11 protein-coding genes are annotated in these 14,822 nt (G+C 61.3%); 8 read left to right on the top strand and 3 right to left on the bottom strand.

Annotated elements, in window-relative coordinates; genetic code table 11:
- Window positions 1-2: 2 nt before the first annotated feature.
- The 7 genes from dut to HNR38_RS01015 all read left to right on the top strand — a co-directional run bounded on the left by dut (window position 3) and on the right by HNR38_RS01015 (window position 11,697).
- Complete coding sequence (gene dut / locus HNR38_RS00985) at window positions 3-464, top strand: dUTP diphosphatase (protein ID WP_183698861.1); 462 nt, start codon at window positions 3-5, stop codon at window positions 462-464.
- 96 nt (window positions 465-560) lie between these two features.
- Complete coding sequence (locus HNR38_RS17460; RefSeq protein ID WP_183698863.1) at window positions 561-3,188, top strand: phosphomannomutase/phosphoglucomutase; 2,628 nt, start codon at window positions 561-563, stop codon at window positions 3,186-3,188.
- 38 nt (window positions 3,189-3,226) lie between these two features.
- On the top strand, window positions 3,227-4,123 hold the full coding sequence (gene argB / locus HNR38_RS00995) for an acetylglutamate kinase (RefSeq protein ID WP_183699691.1): 897 nt from the start codon (window positions 3,227-3,229) through the stop codon (window positions 4,121-4,123).
- 25 nt (window positions 4,124-4,148) lie between these two features.
- The gene (locus HNR38_RS01000) at window positions 4,149-5,399 is read left to right on the top strand and encodes an acetylornithine deacetylase (RefSeq protein ID WP_183698865.1); all 1,251 of its coding nucleotides are present in this window, start codon (window positions 4,149-4,151) and stop codon (window positions 5,397-5,399) included.
- 20 nt (window positions 5,400-5,419) lie between these two features.
- Window positions 5,420-6,604: an acetylornithine deacetylase gene (argE, locus tag HNR38_RS01005; RefSeq protein ID WP_183698867.1), complete on the top strand. Its 1,185-nt coding sequence runs from the start codon at window positions 5,420-5,422 to the stop codon at window positions 6,602-6,604.
- On the top strand, window positions 6,601-7,908 hold the full coding sequence (gene argA, locus HNR38_RS01010) for an amino-acid N-acetyltransferase (protein ID WP_183698869.1): 1,308 nt from the start codon (window positions 6,601-6,603) through the stop codon (window positions 7,906-7,908). The genes argE and argA overlap by 4 nt, the downstream gene beginning before the upstream one ends.
- 15 nt (window positions 7,909-7,923) lie before the next feature.
- A complete protein-coding gene (locus tag HNR38_RS01015) occupies window positions 7,924-11,697 on the top strand; it encodes a DUF1631 family protein (protein ID WP_183698871.1) in 3,774 nt (1,257 codons plus the stop codon).
- Here the strand turns inward: HNR38_RS01015 and HNR38_RS01020 are convergent.
- The 3 genes from HNR38_RS01020 to HNR38_RS01030 all read right to left on the bottom strand — a co-directional run bounded on the left by HNR38_RS01020 (window position 11,694) and on the right by HNR38_RS01030 (window position 13,904).
- Window positions 11,694-12,551: a pirin family protein gene (locus tag HNR38_RS01020; RefSeq protein ID WP_183698873.1), complete on the bottom strand. Its 858-nt coding sequence runs from the start codon at window positions 12,549-12,551 to the stop codon at window positions 11,694-11,696. The two genes, HNR38_RS01015 and HNR38_RS01020, sit on opposite strands and share 4 nt — an antisense overlap.
- Before the next feature lie 126 nt (window positions 12,552-12,677).
- Window positions 12,678-13,469, bottom strand: a complete 792-nt coding sequence (gene speD, locus HNR38_RS01025; protein WP_183698875.1) for an adenosylmethionine decarboxylase — start codon at window positions 13,467-13,469, stop codon at window positions 12,678-12,680.
- A gap of 12 nt (window positions 13,470-13,481) precedes the next feature.
- The gene (locus HNR38_RS01030; protein WP_183698877.1) at window positions 13,482-13,904 is read right to left on the bottom strand and encodes an OsmC family protein; all 423 of its coding nucleotides are present in this window, start codon (window positions 13,902-13,904) and stop codon (window positions 13,482-13,484) included.
- Window positions 13,905-14,178: 274 nt separating this feature from the next.
- Here HNR38_RS01030 and crp point away from each other — a divergent pair, with 274 nt between their 5' ends.
- On the top strand, window positions 14,179-14,820 hold the full coding sequence (gene crp / locus HNR38_RS01035) for a cAMP-activated global transcriptional regulator CRP (protein WP_183698879.1): 642 nt from the start codon (window positions 14,179-14,181) through the stop codon (window positions 14,818-14,820).
- The last annotated feature ends 2 nt before the right edge of the window (window positions 14,821-14,822 follow it).

Below are 14,822 nucleotides of genomic sequence, written 5' to 3' on the forward strand. Positions count from 1 at the left end.
CAATGAGCAAAAGAAAACTGCAGGTAAAAATTCTCGACGACCGGATCGGCACCGCCATCCCATTCCCGGAATACGCCACCGACGGCTCAGCCGGACTCGATTTGCGGGCCTGCCTGGCAGAACCCCTGACTCTGCGCCCCGGGGAAACCCAGTTGATTCCCACGGGCCTGTCGATCCACATCGCCGATCCGGCTCTGGCGGCTATGATCCTGCCGCGCAGTGGCCTTGGCCACAAGCACGGCATTGTTCTGGGCAATCTGGTGGGGCTGATCGACTCGGATTACCAGGGCGAGCTGATGGTGTCCTGCTGGAACCGGGGCAGCACCGAGTTTACCGTTGACGTGGGTGAACGGATCGCCCAACTGGTTCTGGTGCCGGTGGTCCAGGCCGATTTCGAGCTGGTCACGGAGTTTACGGACAGTGACCGGGGCGAGGGTGGCTTTGGCTCCACCGGCCGGCAGTAACTGCCGGGTGTGACACGACGAGCGGCAGTTTGCACGGCCTGTGTCTATAATTCCGTGTAAATGTCGGTCCGGGAAGGAAAACAGGCGGGATGCACTATGAAGTTCGGTAAAAAGAAGCAGGATCCTTCAGCGGAGGAAGCAAAGCCCGGGAAGCGGAACAAGAAAGCGAAGGGCGCGGATGGCCCCGGTAGCCAGAAACGTCTGGGCTCCGTCGCCGTTACCCAGGCCTTCGTGGTATTGCTGGCTGGCGCGGCTGTGGTTGCCCTGCTGCAGTTCCTGGTTCTCCAGCCTTCTGCCAGGTCAGCGCTTGAGCAGGCGCGCGTGCAGCAGGTGGAAAGCGCCAGGCAGCAACTGAACCAGTACCTGTCCGAACAGCAGAAGCGGGTTCAGGCGGTGGCCAACCAGCCCTTCATCGCTGAGGGCCTTGGCAACAGAGCAGGTTCCGATGAACTGGCCCGGCATCTGGAGACTGCCCTGCCCAATGCCCAGGCTGTGTTTGTCTTCCCGGAGAACGATATTCCCCGCACAGCAGACAATGACGGTCTGCTTGGCTTTGCCGGCCTGGAACTGGCACGCCGCGCCCAGAACGGCCAGCCCCTGTTGCCGGATGCCTTCCCCCGGGATAACCGCTGGTATCTGCAGTTTGCAGCCCGTGTTGCGCAGCCCGGTGGCGAACTGGCCGGCACCGTGCTGGCGGTGTTTGAGGCCTCGACCCTGCGCCCCTTCCTGGTCGCCCAGGCGGGCAGTGTCGGTAAGCTGGAGCTGATCCAGACGGTCGCCGGTACCTCAAGGACGGTGGTTGCTGCCGGTTCCGGCAATGGCACGGCGGAAACCCGGACACTGCTCAATCCCGACTGGTCGGTGTCCTACCGGACTGCTGCCGGCCCCGAGCCGGTGGTCAATCTGGTCATGGTCGCGATTGTCGTTGCCGTCCCCGTACTGGTCGCTGCCATTCTCATCTGGTTGCTGCTGTCGTCAGCCCAGCGTGGTATTCGCCAGGATGTTGCCACCCTGATCCAGTGGGCCCACAAGGTGTTTGGTGGTGAGCGGGTGAAGATGCCGACTCTCAAGTGGGACATGGTGGCGTCCACCGGCGAGGTGCTGCACCGGTTGTCCCAGGTCGTGGATAAACGGATTGCCAAGGCGTCGGAAAGCGCCAGGCCGCGCCCTGCGGCAGGCAAGGCGAAAGCCGCTGCGCCACAGGAAGAGGAAGAACCGCTGTTCCAGGATAAAGAGGTGCCCGACATCGACATGCTGGACGGTGACGAGGATGTGCTCGGGTTTGGCGGCTCCGGTGAGGCCCTGTTCGACGAAGACATTCCCGAAGTGGCGGAAGTCGAAGTGCCCGCCGTTGAGGTGTCCCCCGAGATCTTCCGTGCCTATGACATCCGGGGCATCGTCGGCCAGACGCTGTCGCCGGAGGTTGTCGAAACCGTCGGCCGGGCCATTGGCTCCGAGGCCGTGCAGCGCGGTGTGGCGTCCCTGTGTATTGGCTATGATGGCCGGCACTCCAGTCCGGAACTGTCCGAAGCCCTGGCGCGGGGCGTGATGGCCGCGGGCTGCGATGTCATTCACATTGGGGCGGTACCCACGCCGGTGCTGTACTTTGCGACCCATCATCTGGCGACCGGCTCCGGCGTCATGGTCACTGGCAGCCACAACCCGGCCAACTACAACGGGCTTAAAATCATGCTGGGCGGCGAGACGCTGTCTGGTGAGGCCATCCAGAAACTCTATCAGCGCATCCAGACCGGCGATTTCAGCCAGGGACAGGGCAGCGAGTCCCGGGAAGATGTCCGGCGAGCCTATCTGGACCGGATTGTCGGGGATATCGCGGTGGCGGCTCCGCTGCGCGTGGTGGTGGATGCCGGCAACGGCATTGCGGGCGAGCTGGGGCCCATGCTGATTGAGGAACTCGGGTGCGAAGTCACACCCCTGTATTGTGAGGTGGACGGTGACTTTCCCAATCACCACCCGGACCCGGGCAAACCCGACAACCTGCAGGACCTGATCGCCAAGGTGCAGGAAACCGGCGCCGACATCGGGCTGGCCTTCGACGGCGACGGCGACCGCCTGGGCGTGGTGACCAACAGCGGCAAGATCATCTGGCCGGACCGCCTGCTGATGCTCTTTGCCCGGGATGTAGTGTCCCGGAATCCGGGTGCCGACGTCATCTACGACGTGAAATGCAGCCGCCGCCTGGCGGGCGTCGTCTCCGAAGCGGGCGGTCGGCCCATCATGTGGAAAACCGGCCACTCCCTGATGAAAGCCAAGATGAAGGAAACCGGCGCCCTGCTGGCCGGCGAAATGAGCGGTCACGTGTTCTTCAGCGAACGCTGGTATGGCTTCGATGACGGCCTGTATACCGCCGCCCGCCTGCTGGAGATACTGGGTATCGAAGACCGTGATAGCGACGATGTCTTTGCCGATTTCCCGGAAGACATCAGTACCCCTGAGCTGAATGTGGACGTGACGGAGAGCGACAAGTTCGCCATCATTGACCGCCTTGCCCAGCAGGGTGACTTTGGCGAGGGCAATATCAGTACCATTGACGGCATCCGTGTGGACTACACCGACGGCTGGGGCCTGTGCCGTGCCTCGAACACCACCCCGGTTCTGGTACTGCGCTTCGAGGCGGAGAGCGACGCGGCCCTGGAGCGCATCAAAGCCGTGTTCCGGGAGCAACTGCAAAAAGCCGCGCCGGACCTGGTCGCGGATTTCTGACATTGAACTTTTCTGACAGCAAGGATCAACACAACACCATGGCGCTGGATCGTGAGACAGCAATGCAGGTGGCCTCGGTACTGAGCCGGGGCCTGCCCTATATACAACGTTTTACAGGCAAGACCGTTGTCATCAAGTACGGCGGCAATGCCATGGAAAACGAAGACCTGAAAAACAGCTTCGCCCGGGATGTGGTGCTGATGAAACTGGTCGGTATCAACCCGATTGTGGTTCATGGTGGCGGGCCCCAGATTGGTGAGCTGCTGAAGCGTCTGAATATCGAGTCCCGCTTCGTCAATGGTATGCGGGTAACCGATTCCCAGACCATGGATGTGGTGGAAATGGTGCTGGGCGGCCAGGTCAACAAGGAAATCGTCTCCATGATCAACTCCCATGGCGGCACCGCCGTGGGCCTGACCGGCAAGGATGCGAGCCTGATCCGCGCCCGCAAACTTGAAGTGGAAAGCCGTTCTGCGGAGATGGAAAAGCCGGAGATCATCGACATCGGGCACGTGGGTGAAGTGGCCAGTGTCAATGTGGATGTGATCAACATGCTCACCCAGAGCAACGTGATCCCGGTGATTGCTCCCATCGGCGTTGGGCCGGATGGCGCCTCGTACAACATCAACGCGGACCTGGTGGCCGGCAAGGTGGCCGAGGCCCTGAAAGCCGAGAAGCTGATCCTGCTGACCAACGTGTCCGGCCTGCAGGATGGCAATGGCAAGGTGCTCACCGGGCTGACGGCGCAACAGGTCAATGAGCTGATTGAGGATGGCACCATCCATGGCGGCATGCTGCCGAAGATCCGCTGCGCCCTGAACGCGGTGGAGAACGGTGTGCGCACCTCCCATATCATTGATGGGCGGGTGGCCCACGCCTGCCTGCTGGAAATCTTTACTGACGAAGGGGTTGGCACCCTGATTTCAAGGAACTGATTCTGACCGGAGCGGGGGACAAGGAATGAAACGCCTGCTGTCATTTCTGATCATTGCGGCACTGGTGCTGTTTGCCGTTTTCAAGGCGGGCGTCTGGTGGCTGACGGACCAGCGCATGGCGGAGGCCCGCCGGGCGCTGTCCGAGTTTGGCGTGCTGGAAAGGGGCGGCATTCATTCCTCCGTGGATGGGCGGGTCACGCTGAAGCATGCGCTCTGGCAGGACTTTCGGTTAACCCCGCCCCTGGATATCGGGACCCTGGAATTTGACGCCGGTTCGCCGGTCAGCCTGATCAGTGCGCTGGCCGATCCCTCCCATCTGCCGGAGACCTGGCGTGTGTCGGCGACGGACCTTCGCCTGACCCTGGAGCCGGCCATGTTCCGCAACTGGGTGGATGCCGGCGATCCGTCTGATGAAGCCAGTGTTCCCCTGGTGGTGCTGCCCTGTGGCCCGGACCTCAGACAGCGTCTGGGCAGCGGCGATCTGATCCGGATGGGCATCACCGACATCACCGGCGACCTTATGGTTACCCAGTCGCCGGCGGGACTCGTTGCCGAGATCAACACCGGCACCACTGGCAGCCTGGAGCTGCACTGGCAAGACACCCGTGTGGGGCCACAGAGCCTGGATACCCTCTGGAGCAACGAGTCGCCTGCTCTCGACATTCAGCTTCGGGACGCCGGACTGATGCGGCGGCTTTCCGGATACTGTGCCCGGGAAACCGGGCTGTCACTGGAGGACTGGGGCGATCAGTCGCTGGAGTTTCTGGCTCAGGCGCTGGCGGCCCGAGGCTATCGTGGCAGTCCACAGCTGATGGCGCTGTACCGGACCTGGCTGATGGATGGTGGCGAACTGACCCTGCAACTGGCCTCCGGTGTCGACCTGCCGGGGATACCTGTGCGGGCCGAAGATGACGCCACCGACAGCTGGCCGGTTCGATACAATGGTGCCGAGGTGCCGGATGTTTACCTGATGCCGGTGGAAGAACCCGCGCAGCCGGCCCCGACCACCTCGGCGGCTTTACCCGAGGATGGCGCACAGGAGCAACCACAGGGCCGGCAGTGGTATCCGGAAGCCGTTGGGAACGCCGACGACTGGATTAACCGTCAGGTCCGGGTGCTGCTGTCGAACGGTAATGAAGTCGAGGGGCGTCTGGTCAGCGTGGGTGAGCGTGAATTCGAAGTCGCCAGGACCGTGGCCGGTGGCGAAGTGGCCTATCCCATCCTGATCCGGGCCATCACCCGGTTTGAGGTCTGGCGCCGTGGCCAACAGAACTGACCGACCGGCAGGAGGTTGTTATGGCAAAAGGGACGGACAGCGCGGACCAGGTACCGGGTATCCGCGAGATGCTGGCCCGGCTGATTTCACAGCCGTCGATCAGCAGTGCCTCACCGGACTGGGATCACAGTAACGAGAGTGTCGTGCACACTCTGGCCCAGTGGCTGGAGGCACTGGGCTTTGCCATTGAGATTCTTGAAGTGCCGGGCATGTCCGGCAAGTACAATCTGATTGCCACGCTCGGCAGTGGCTCCGGAGGCTTGGTGCTGTCCGGGCATACCGACACAGTCCCCTTTGACGACCAGCGCTGGCAGAGTGATCCGTTCACCCTGACCGAGAGAGACAATCGCTGGTATGGCCTGGGCACCTGCGACATGAAAGGCTTTTTCGCCCTGGCCATCGAGGCCGCCCGGGAATTCGTCGATCAGCCACTGGCACAGCCGCTGATCATTCTGGCCACCGCCGATGAGGAAAGTTCCATGAACGGCGCCCGGGCCCTGGCCGAGGCCGGCAAGCCCAAAGCCCGTTATGCGGTGATCGGTGAGCCTACCAGCCTCAAGCCGGTGCGCATGCACAAGGGCATCATGATGGAACGCCTGAAGTTCGAGGGCCAGTCTGGCCATTCCTCGGACCCGGCGCTGGGCCGCAATGCCCTGGAAGGCATGCACGAGGCCATGGGCGAGTTGCTGTCGCTGCGCAGCCAGTGGCAGGAGGCTTACCGCAACCCCGGTTTCCGGGTCCAGGTACCCACCATGAATCTCGGCTGCATCCACGGTGGAGACAATCCCAACCGGATCTGTGCCCAGTGCGAGCTGCATTTCGACCTGCGCCCGTTGCCGGGAATGAACATGGACACCCTGCGCCAGACGATCCTGGACCGGATGAGACCTCTGGCGCAGCGGCGGGAGCTCAAGCTGACGTTCGAGCCGCTGTTTGATGGCGTTCCACCGTTCGAAACGCCGGCGGATGCGGCGCTGGTTAAAGCCTGCGAAAAGCTGACCGGCCAGCCTGCCCAGTCGGTGGCGTTTGCCACCGAAGCGCCCTGGCTGCAGATACTCGGGCTGGAGACCCTGGTAATGGGGCCGGGCTCTATCGACCAGGCCCATCAGCCGGACGAATACCTGGAACTCTCGCAGTTACAGCCCACGGTCGATATCCTTAAAGGGTTAATCAAAGCGTTCTGTCTTGAAGGAAAAGAGTCTTGAAATCAAATGACTGGCTGCACGGATTCAGGCACTCATCACCCTACATCAACGCCCATCGCGGGCGTACGGTGGTGCTGACCCTGCCCGGGGATGCCATTGAGCACCGGAACTTCATCAACATCATCCACGACATTACCCTGCTGGCCAGCCTGGGCATCCGACTGGTGGTGGCGTTCGGTGCGCGACCGCAGATCCAGTCACGTCTTGATGATGCCGGACTGGAATCCAGCTTCTCGCGGGGGCTGAGAGTCACCCCGGATCATCATCTGCCGTTGGTCATGGAGGCCATTGGTGGGCTCAGGGGCTATATTGAAAGTCAGATGTCCATGGGATTGGTCAACTCCCCCATGCACAACGCCCGTATCCGGGTGAGCAGTGGCAACTATGTCATGGCGCGGCCGGTCGGGGTTCTGGACGGAACGGATTTCGGATACACCGGTCGGGTACGCCGGGTGGACTCCCGGGGTATCGAACAGTTGCTGGAGATGGGGCACATCGTGCTGCTGCCACCGATGGGCTACTCGCCGACCGGCGATGCCTTCAACCTGTCCTATGAAGACGTGGGCAGTCAGGTTGCCGCTGCCCTGCAGGCTGAGAAGCTGATTGTGTTCATTGATGATGAAGGCCTGCTGGAGGAAGATGGCGCCCTGATCCGCGAGTTGTCGGCGCGCCAGGCTTCCGAACGGCTTCATGGCAACATGGTGACCGGCCATGACGCCGCCCTGCTGCAAGCCGCCTGTGACGCCTGTGTCAAAGGCGTGCGCCGGGCCCACATCATCAGCTATGCCGAAGACGGTGCCCTGCTGGAAGAGCTGTTTACCCGGGATGGCTCGGGCACACTGGTCAGCGGCGACAATTACGAGCAGATCCGTCAGGCCCGGGTGGAAGACATCGGCGGCATTCTGGAACTGATCCAGCCACTGGAAGAACAGGGTATATTGGTCAGACGATCCCGGGAAATGCTGGAAACCGAAGTGGACCGTTTTGTGGTGGTGGAGCGGGACGGCACGATCGTGGGCTGCGCCGCGCTCTATCACTACCAGGACGAGAGTGCAGGGGAACTGTCCTGCTTTGCGGTCAATCCGGAGTACCGTCGCGCAGGGCGGGGTGACGAACTACTGGCCATGATCGAGAAAATGGCCCGAGGGCTTGGTCTGACAAAACTGTTTGCGTTGACCACCCAGACGGAGCACTGGTTCCTTGAGCGTGGCTTTCAGGTGGGCGAGGTCAAGGACCTGCCCGGTCCCAAACTGGCATCCTATAACACCCAGCGTAACTCCAAGGTTTTTTTCAAAAACCTGTAAACCGAACGAGGCAGGATGGATCCCAGAGAACGCCGTACCAGTCAGCGACAGCCGATCAAACTGGCCGCCCAGATCCACATTGGCGGCGATACGCCGCTGCCGTGTCAGATCGCGGATTTTTGTGCCGAAGGTCTGTTCGTCCGCTATTCCGGTGAAACCTCTGGCAAGCTGGATCATCTGTTCCACCTGCAGGCTCCGAACGAGCTGATTGTCCGCTTCCGCAGCGCGGATGGTCATCGCCGCCATGATCTGCACGTGGCGCCGGTTCGCCGTATTGATGGCGCCATGGGCGTCCAGCTGACCCGTCCCAATCTCCAGGCCCTGGAAGACATGCTCGAGATGTGCGGCAGTGACGGTGACCAGGAGCGTTCCGCACTCAAGGCGCCCAATGAACAGGTGCAGTTTGTCCTGCACCAGTCGGCCCGGGCGATTATCCGTCATATCGAACCCCTGCTGGCCACCTGCTGTAGCCAGGTGACCGAGGCCCTGAGGCAGGCCGCCCAGGCTGCCACCAGCGATCAGCTGGCCAATGAGTACATTGACGCTTCGGGCATCATGCAGAGCCGGCACCGGATGATCTGGCACCAGATGGCCAAAAGTCTCGAATCCCCCCTCAAACCGGAATCCCACGAGACGCCGGACGCCAGTCTTTCAGTGGTGGACAAGAACGAATTCGAGGACTGGCTGGCGGTTCGAGTGATGGTCACCCGGGCGGACACCCTGTACCGGGGTGATCTGATGCAACTGAAACTCCGGCTCGACAAGCTGGGTATCGCCAACCGCACGGGACATCATAATCCGCTGGGGCCGGCTCTGGTCTGTGAGTCCTTTCACCGGGCCCTGGCTCAGCTCAAACTCTCCCGGGAGGTGGAGAAGGTCTGCCTGAAAACCTTCGAACAGACCGTCCTGAAAAACCTGGGTCCGCTCTACCAGGAGCTCAATGATCTGTTGATACGCCAGGGTGTGTTGCCGGACCTGGATCTGTCGCGCTATCTGAGTACCCAGGCCCGAAAAAAAACGGCCCCGCCCGCTTCGCCGCTGGAGCCTGAGGCGACTGCCCCGAAGGAGCCAGAGCCTCGTTTGGTACCCACAGAAGCAGCCGATGCTCCGCCGGTGCCCCCTTTAAAGCCCGACTCTTACCGCCGTGGATTGCCCTCCCGGGAGTTTGCCGGGCATTCCCGGGCCGCACAGACGGCCTTTGCCACCGTGCGCAACCTGCTGGGCAGCCTGCAGGCCGATCGCCTCAGCCGTGGCCAGCGGGATCCTGAGCCTTTCCCGGTCAATGCCCGACCGTTATCCAGCGGCGAGCTTCAGCGCCAGCTTCAGGAACTTCAGATTCAGGGGCCGGGGGAAACCGAGTCTCCTGCCTCGCTACGGGAGCGGGTGGTCAGCAAGATCCGCGATAACGCCGATGATGCCCGTCTGGGGGACGACGAGCAGGAAACACTGGACGTCGTGGACCGCTTCTTCAAGAGCGTGGTGGAAAGCCCGAAACTGGGTGAATACGGGCAGAGCCGGCTGCGCCAGCTGGAAGTGCCGGTGCTGAAAGTGGTGATGCGCGGCCCCGCATTTTTCGAGGACCAGGGCAGCCCTGTCAGGGGGGTGATGAACCGCCTGGCCCAGCTGGGAGTGAAAGGAGGCCGGCTTAATCCGGTGGTCCAGCGGCGCGTGGACGAACTGGTGCACCGGATCGCCTCGGAGTTCGAGCAGGATGTGGGTATCTTTGAGCAGACCGTGAGCGAACTGGACACCCTGATTGACCGCCAGAACCTGGTGTACCGTCGCAATGTCGAGCGGGTAACCGCGGCCGCCGAGGGCGCCCAAAAGGTTTCGGAATCCAAGGCCCGGGTGTCGGAAGCACTGGATGACCGGCTGGCCGGCCGTCGTGTGCCCCGCGCCGTGCTCAGCCTGCTTGATGGTGGCTGGCGGGATCTGCTGTCACTGACCTGGATCCGCCAGGGCCCGGACAGCCAGATGTGGCAGGATTACCTGTCGGTGATCGACTCCCTGCTGGAATTTGCCGACAACCCGGACGGTAACATCAACCTGCCGGAGCTGTTGCGCACCATCCAGGAAGGCCTGGCCTCCATCTCCAGTAACCACCTGCCATCGTCCCAGATTCGCGAAGAACTCAAGCGTTTTCTGGTGCGCCGGCCGGACTGGTCGCCGGATCTGGTGCAAATGCCCGAGCGTCGCCCGGACACGGTGAATGCGAAGGAAGTCAGCGAGCGCGAGCAGCGCAGCATCCAGCGCTGGATCAATCGTGCCCAGCAACTGCGCACCGGGGACTGGCTGCGTGACCAGACCCATCCGGAAACGCCGCAGTATATCCGTCTGGTCTGGATTGCCCGTGGCTTTGGCCGGTTCGTCTTCGTGAACCACCAGGGCATGCGGGTGGTGGAACTGGAACTGGATGCCCTGGCCCGACAGATGCGCAAGGGCGTGATTGTACCGGACAACCAGTATGACCGGCCGCTGGTGGATGAAAGCATCGACCGGATGGTTCGCAGTGTCTACGATCAGTTGTCCTGGGTGTCGACTCACGATGACCTGACCCGTCTGCTCAACCGCCGTGAATTCGAGCGTATGGTGGACCAGCAACTGACCCGCCGTGAGGACCACCGGAGCCTGCTGCATCTGGATTTGCGGGGATTCCAGTTGCTCAATGACACCGCCGGGCACGAGGGTGGCGACGCTGCCCTGCGGCAGGTGGCGGACATGCTGTGTCAGCACGTAAACGACGGCATGCCGGTGGCCCGGATATCGGGCACCGAGTTCGCCATGCTGGTGGCGGAAGAAGATGCCGAGCAGGTGGCGCGGAATATCGTCAAGGCGATAGAAGGCACCGGTTTCGCCCATAATGGTCGTAGCTACCAGTTGTCGGCCAATGTCGGGCTGGTGCCGGAGTTGCCTGCGCTGGTCAGCGCCGGCCGCTGGCTGAGAGCATCCGACCGGGCGCTGGCCATCGCCCGCAATAACGGGCCGGGCCGGGTTGAGCGTTATGTTCCGGATGAGGAAGACCAGTCCCGGCAGGAGCAGATCGCTGCCCGGGTGGCCGGCCTGAACAATCCGGACGACGAGCGTATCCGGCTGCGTTGTCAGAAAATCATACCTCTACACCCGCAGACCTCCATGGCGGCCCAGTACGAAATCCTGATCAGCATGTACGACGACAGCGGCCAGATGATCTCCGGCCGGGATTTCGTCACCATGGCCGAGCGTTATGACCGTATGCAGGTAGTGGACCGCTGGGTGGTTGGTCACATGCTTGACTGGCTCAGGGACCGGGCGCCGGATGCCATTGGCGTGGCGGGAGTGTGCATCAACCTGTCCGGGCACTCGCTCAATGATCAGTCCCTGCTGGAATTTATCTACGAGAAGCTGAGCGAGAAAGACGCGCCTATCGAGCGGCTCTGGTTCGAACTCACCGAGGCTGCTGCCATCAACGATGTTCAGGCGGTGGCGGATTTCATGGCGGAAATGCAGGAGATTGGCTGCCGGTTCTGCCTGGCCAATTTCGGCAGCGGTCCCGGATCGTTCGAATTTCTGCGGTCACTGCCGGTCGATCTGATCAAGATCGACAGCGCCTTTACCGCGCGCCTGGACGTGAACCAGAACGACCAGGCAATGGTTCGCTCCATGGTGGACATGGCCCATTACATGAAGCGGGAAGTCATTGCCGCCCAGGTGGAATCCCGAAGTGTGCTCGATACCCTCAAACAGCTGGGTGTGGACTATGCCCAGGGCTTCGTGGTTGAAAAGCCGAGACTGCTGGAGAGCCTCGGCTAGGCCGTGAGCGCGCCGCTCTGGTAATCCCGCAGCGCCTGTTCCACTTCCTCGCGGGTATTCATCACGAACGGGCCGTACTGCACCACCGGTTCCCGTAGCGCTTTGCCGGCAATCAGCAGCAGCCGGGCGCCATCGTCTCCTGCTTTCAGGTGCACCTGCCCGCCCTCAGAGAGAAGGCTGGCTCCGGACCGGGTCAGGGGCTTCTCTTCGTCTTCTGTAACAATCCGCGCATCGCCTTCGTAAAGGTAGACCATGGCACTGAGTGCCTCGTCTACCGGCAGCATGATGTCGCTACCCGGCGCCAGATGGATGTCCGCGTACAGTGGCCGGGTGGTGCCGCCGACGACGGCGCCAGCGAGGGTCTGGCCTTCGATGTCCAGTTCTCCGGCAATCAGGCGGACACTGGCATCGCCCACCTGGAACGCCGGAATGTCCTCGGGCTGGATGTCCCGGTAGCCCGCCGGTTTCATTTTTTCATCCGCTGGCAGGTTCAGCCAGAGCTGGAAGCCGCGCATCAGGCCGGATTCCTGCTGGGGCATTTCGGAGTGCACGATGCCACGGCCGGCGGTCATCCACTGCACGCCCCCGCTGCGCAGATCTCCCCGGTTACCCAGGTGATCCTCGTGGAGCATGTGACCGTCGATCATATAGGTCACGGTCTCGAAGCCCCGGTGAGGGTGTGGCGGGAAGCCGGCAATGTAGTCCTGGGGCTGGTCCGAGCCGAACTCATCCAGCATCAGGAACGGGTCCATGCGGGCATGGGGATTGTTGCCCAGCGAGCGCCGGATGCGCACACCGGCGCCGTCGGAGGTTTCCTGGGCGGCGATGGTGCGGGTGATTGAACGAAGCGTCATTTCGTCCTCCTGTCTTGGTTATACCCGTTATTAAACCGGGGTGACGCAGAGGATGAAAACGCAGAATTCTGGCGGGGCAATTCAAAAAAACTGAAGGGCGGCAGCGGGAGCTGCCACCCGGAGGTATCACTCCACGTTGCGGGAGTAGAAAATCTCCAGCATCTCACGGCGTAGCCGGTCTTCAATGGACTGGGCCTCAGCTGGGTCCAGGTCGGTGGCATTCACCCCGAATACGTAGTTATCCAGGTCGAAGTTTTTCAACATCATCTTTGTGTGGAACAGGTTCTCCTGATACACGTTCACATCGATTGTCTGGTAGGCGTTGCGGGTGTCCTCGGTCAGATAGTTCTGGATCGAGTTGATATCATGATCAATGTAGTGCTTGGTGCCGTCCACATCCCGGGTAAAGCCTCGCACCCGGTAGTCTACGGTCACTACATCGGAATCAAAGCTGTGGATCAGGTAGTTCAGTACCTTCAGCGGCGAAATCAGCCCGCAGGTGGACACATCGATATCCGCCCGGAACGTGCTCACGCCATCGTGTGGGTGGCTCTCCGGGTAGGTGTGCACGGTCACGTGGCTCTTGTCGAGATGGGCCACGATGGTGTCCGGTAGCGGGCCGGGCGATTCCTCGTTGTTGGCCTCGCCGTCGGTCAGTTCGTGCTCAGCGATCAGCATGGTCACCGAGGCGCCATGGGGCTCGTAGTCCTGGCGGGCGATGTTCAGCACGTTGGCGCCGATGATCTTCACCACATCCGTGAGAATCTGGGTCAGTCGCTCGGCGTTGTACATCTCGTCAATGTAGTCGATGTACGCCTCGCGCTGCTCTTCGGTCTGCGCGTAGCAGATATCGTAGATGTTGAAGCTCAGGGATTTGGTCAGGTTGTTGAAACCGTGGAGTTGAAGTTTGCTTTCCATGATCCGGCCTCCTTATTCCGCCGCCCGGATTTCATAGCTGTGGGTGATGTCCACCCCTGCGCTGTCGAGCATGATCGATGCGGAACAGTACTTTTCTGCGGACAGGCTGACTGCCCGCTGGACCTGCTTCTCTTTCAGGTTGTTGCCTGTCACCACGAAGTGCAGGTGGATCTTTGTAAACACCGCCGGTACGGCGTCCGCCCGTTCTGCTTCAAGCTCGGCATGGCAGGCGGTGACGTCCTGGCGGCTCTTCTTCAGGATGCTCATCACATCAAATGAGGAGCAGCCGCCAACACCCATCAGCAGCAGTTCCATGGGCCGGGGGCCGAGGTTTTCGCCGCCGTGGTCGGGCGGTCCATCCAACTGAACGCTGTGGCCCGTGCCACTGGTGGCCTTGAAACTGGCATTGCCTGTCCAGTCAATGGTTGCTCGCATTTAGGGATCTCCGTCAGGCGTATCTGTGATGGCACCTTGCCATGGTGAAATACCCGCGATGCTAGCACAGACGGGTTACAGCTACAGCAGCAGAAAAACATCATGGAATGTGTGGATAAGCCCGCAACAACAGGGGGCGCTTGTTGCCGAAAGTTAACCGTCTTGTTATAACTGGATGTTAATCTGACAATTCCCCAAAACTTGTAGGGAAAAGCGACAGAAAAACAATAATAACCAGGGAAAAGCCACATTTTCAGGAGGCTCGCGCCGCACCATGGCTACTATCGTTAAGCCGGTTGAACAGAAAACCAAGCACTTGGATTATTTTCTTTCCCAGTGCCACCGTCGGCACTATCCGGCCAAAAGCACCATCATTTACGCCGGTGACAGCAGTGATTCACTGTTCTACATCGTCAAGGGATCTGTGACGGTCATCATTGAGGATGACGAAGGTCGCGAGATGATCATGGCCTACCTCAACGCCGGGGCCTTCTTCGGCGAAATGGGCCTGTTCGATAACATGGATTCCCGCAGTGCCTGGGTGCGGGCGAAAACAGAATGCGAAGTGGCTGAAATCAGCTACACCAAGTTCCGGGAGATTGCCCAGGAAGACCCCCGGGTGCTCTATTTTATCGGTGAACAGATGGCCTCCCGCCTGCGCCAGACCACGCGCAAGGTGGGCGATCTGGCGTTCCTGGATGTCACCGGCCGTGTGGCGCGCACGCTGCTTGACCTGTGCAAGGAACCGGATGCCATGACCCACCCTGATGGCATGCAGATCAAGATCACCCGTCAGGAAATCGGCCGTATTGTGGGCTGCTCCCGGGAGATGGTCGGCCGGGTGTTGAAAACCCTGGAAGATCAGGGATTGGTCAAGGTGAAGGGCAAGACCATGGTGGTGCACGGCACCCGCTGAGG

The organism is Marinobacter oulmenensis (genome assembly GCF_014201735.1).
Classification (GTDB): Bacteria; Pseudomonadota; Gammaproteobacteria; order Pseudomonadales; family Oleiphilaceae; genus Marinobacter; species Marinobacter oulmenensis.

Excerpts from the sequence above, each read along its gene's own strand:
- dut (WP_183698861.1), top strand. The coding sequence starts at position 3 with ATGAGCAAAAGAAAACTGCAGGTAAAAATTCTCGACGACCGGATCGGC.
- HNR38_RS17460 (WP_183698863.1), top strand. The coding sequence starts at position 561 with ATGAAGTTCGGTAAAAAGAAGCAGGATCCTTCAGCGGAGGAAGCAAAG.
- argB (WP_183699691.1), top strand. The coding sequence starts at position 3,227 with ATGGCGCTGGATCGTGAGACAGCAATGCAGGTGGCCTCGGTACTGAGC.
- HNR38_RS01000 (WP_183698865.1), top strand. The coding sequence starts at position 4,149 with ATGAAACGCCTGCTGTCATTTCTGATCATTGCGGCACTGGTGCTGTTT.
- argE (WP_183698867.1), top strand. The coding sequence starts at position 5,420 with ATGGCAAAAGGGACGGACAGCGCGGACCAGGTACCGGGTATCCGCGAG.
- HNR38_RS01015 (WP_183698871.1), top strand. The coding sequence starts at position 7,924 with ATGGATCCCAGAGAACGCCGTACCAGTCAGCGACAGCCGATCAAACTG.
- HNR38_RS01020 (WP_183698873.1), bottom strand. The coding sequence starts at position 12,551 with ATGACGCTTCGTTCAATCACCCGCACCATCGCCGCCCAGGAAACCTCC.
- speD (WP_183698875.1), bottom strand. The coding sequence starts at position 13,469 with ATGGAAAGCAAACTTCAACTCCACGGTTTCAACAACCTGACCAAATCC.
- HNR38_RS01030 (WP_183698877.1), bottom strand. The coding sequence starts at position 13,904 with ATGCGAGCAACCATTGACTGGACAGGCAATGCCAGTTTCAAGGCCACC.
- crp (WP_183698879.1), top strand. The coding sequence starts at position 14,179 with ATGGCTACTATCGTTAAGCCGGTTGAACAGAAAACCAAGCACTTGGAT.